The organism is Pseudomonas sp. 2VD, assembly GCF_005503585.1.
GTDB classification, from domain to species: Bacteria; Pseudomonadota; Gammaproteobacteria; order Pseudomonadales; family Pseudomonadaceae; genus Pseudomonas; species Pseudomonas aeruginosa.
Map to the genome: position 1 here is coordinate 1 of NZ_SCND01000636.1, position 1549 is coordinate 1549.

The window sequence follows — 1549 nt, forward strand, 5'->3', positions numbered from 1 at the left end:
GCGTCGGCTTCAGCCGCGAAAGGCTTTCCGGGAGCAGGGTCGGGCCGCATCCCCTCGCCACCCTGCCGTCCAGGCCGCGCTTCGAGGCCGACCCACTGAACCTGTTCGTGGTTGTGGAATCCGGCGACCACCACGTGACCATCCTCGACGGCGATCGCTTCGAGCCCATCGCCCGCTTCCCATCGCGCTACGCCCTGCACGGTGGTCCGAAGTTCTCCCCGGACGGGCGCCTGGTGTACTTCGCCTCGCGCGACGGCTGGGTGACCCTCTACGACCTGTACAACCTGAAGGTGGTCGCCGAGGTCCGCGCCGGCCTCAACACGCGCAACCTGGCGGTCAGCGACGACGGGCGCTGGGTCCTGGTGGGCAACTACCTGCCCGGCAACCTGGTGCTGCTGGACGCCCGCGACCTGTCCCTGGTGCAGGTCATCCCGGCGGCCGACGCCCAGGGCCAGGCCTCGCGGGTCAGCGCGGTATACACGGCACCGCCGCGGCACAGCTTCGTGGTCGCCCTGAAGGACGTCCACGAGCTGTGGGAGCTGCCCTATGCCAACGGCAAGCCGGTCGCGCCGAAACGGTTGGCGGTGGCCGACTACCTCGACGACTTCTCCTTCAGCCCCGACTACCGCTACCTGCTGGGCAGCTCGCGGCAGGCCAGGGGCGGCGAGGTGATCGAGCTGGACAGCGGCGCGCGGGTCGCCTCGATCCCGCTGTCGGGCATGCCGCACCTCGGCTCGGGCATCTACTGGAAGCGCGACGGGCGCTGGGTGTTCGCTACGCCGAACATCAGCCGCGGGGTGATCTCGGTGATCGACCTGCAAAACTGGAAGCCGTTGAAGGAAATCGTCACCGACGGCCCCGGCTTCTTCATGCGCAGCCATGCCGACTCGCCCTACGCCTGGACCGATACCTTCCTTGGCAAGAAACACGACGAGATCCTGCTGATCGACAAGCAGACCCTGGAAATCGCCCATCGCCTGCGCCCCAGCCCGGGCAAGGTGGCCGGCCACGTCGAGTTCACCCGCGACGGCCGCTACGCCCTGCTCAGCGTCTGGGACCGCGACGGCGCGCTGGTGGTCTACGACGCGCACAGCCTGGAGGAAGTGAAGCGACTGCCGATGAACAAGCCGTCGGGCAAGTACAACGTCGGCAACAAGATCGGCTATGCGGAGGGAACCTCGCACTGAGGCTCGGGCGAGACGCCATCAACGGATATCCCCGTATCCTCCGCGACGGGCCACGACACCCCTGTCCCATCACGGCACGAGAAAAACCACGGGAATGGCGGATAACCGCAAGCGGTTATTCGCCCTACCGCCCACCCTGTGCGAGGAGCCGTAGGGCGCATAACGCCAACGGCGTTATCCGCCGATCACCCTGTCCCATCACGGCCCCGAGAAAACCCTGGGAATGGCGGATAGCCGCAAGCGGATATCCCCCCACCCGTCCCGCGCGCCGAGCCCCCGGCGCCTAGAAAAAAGCCCCGCATCGCGGGGCTTTCCGTCTCAGGCGCCAGGCCTCAGAACTGCTCGGCGTCCAGCAGGTACAG

At 67.5% G+C, this 1549-nt stretch carries 1 protein-coding gene; it reads left to right on the forward strand.

What is annotated here, in order from left to right; all coding sequences use genetic code 11:
- Window positions 1-1187: dihydro-heme d1 dehydrogenase (gene nirN / locus FFS27_RS32650; RefSeq protein ID WP_137952550.1), on the forward strand; the 1187-nt coding region annotated here is incomplete at its 5' end.
- Window positions 1188-1549: the final 362 nt, after the last annotated feature.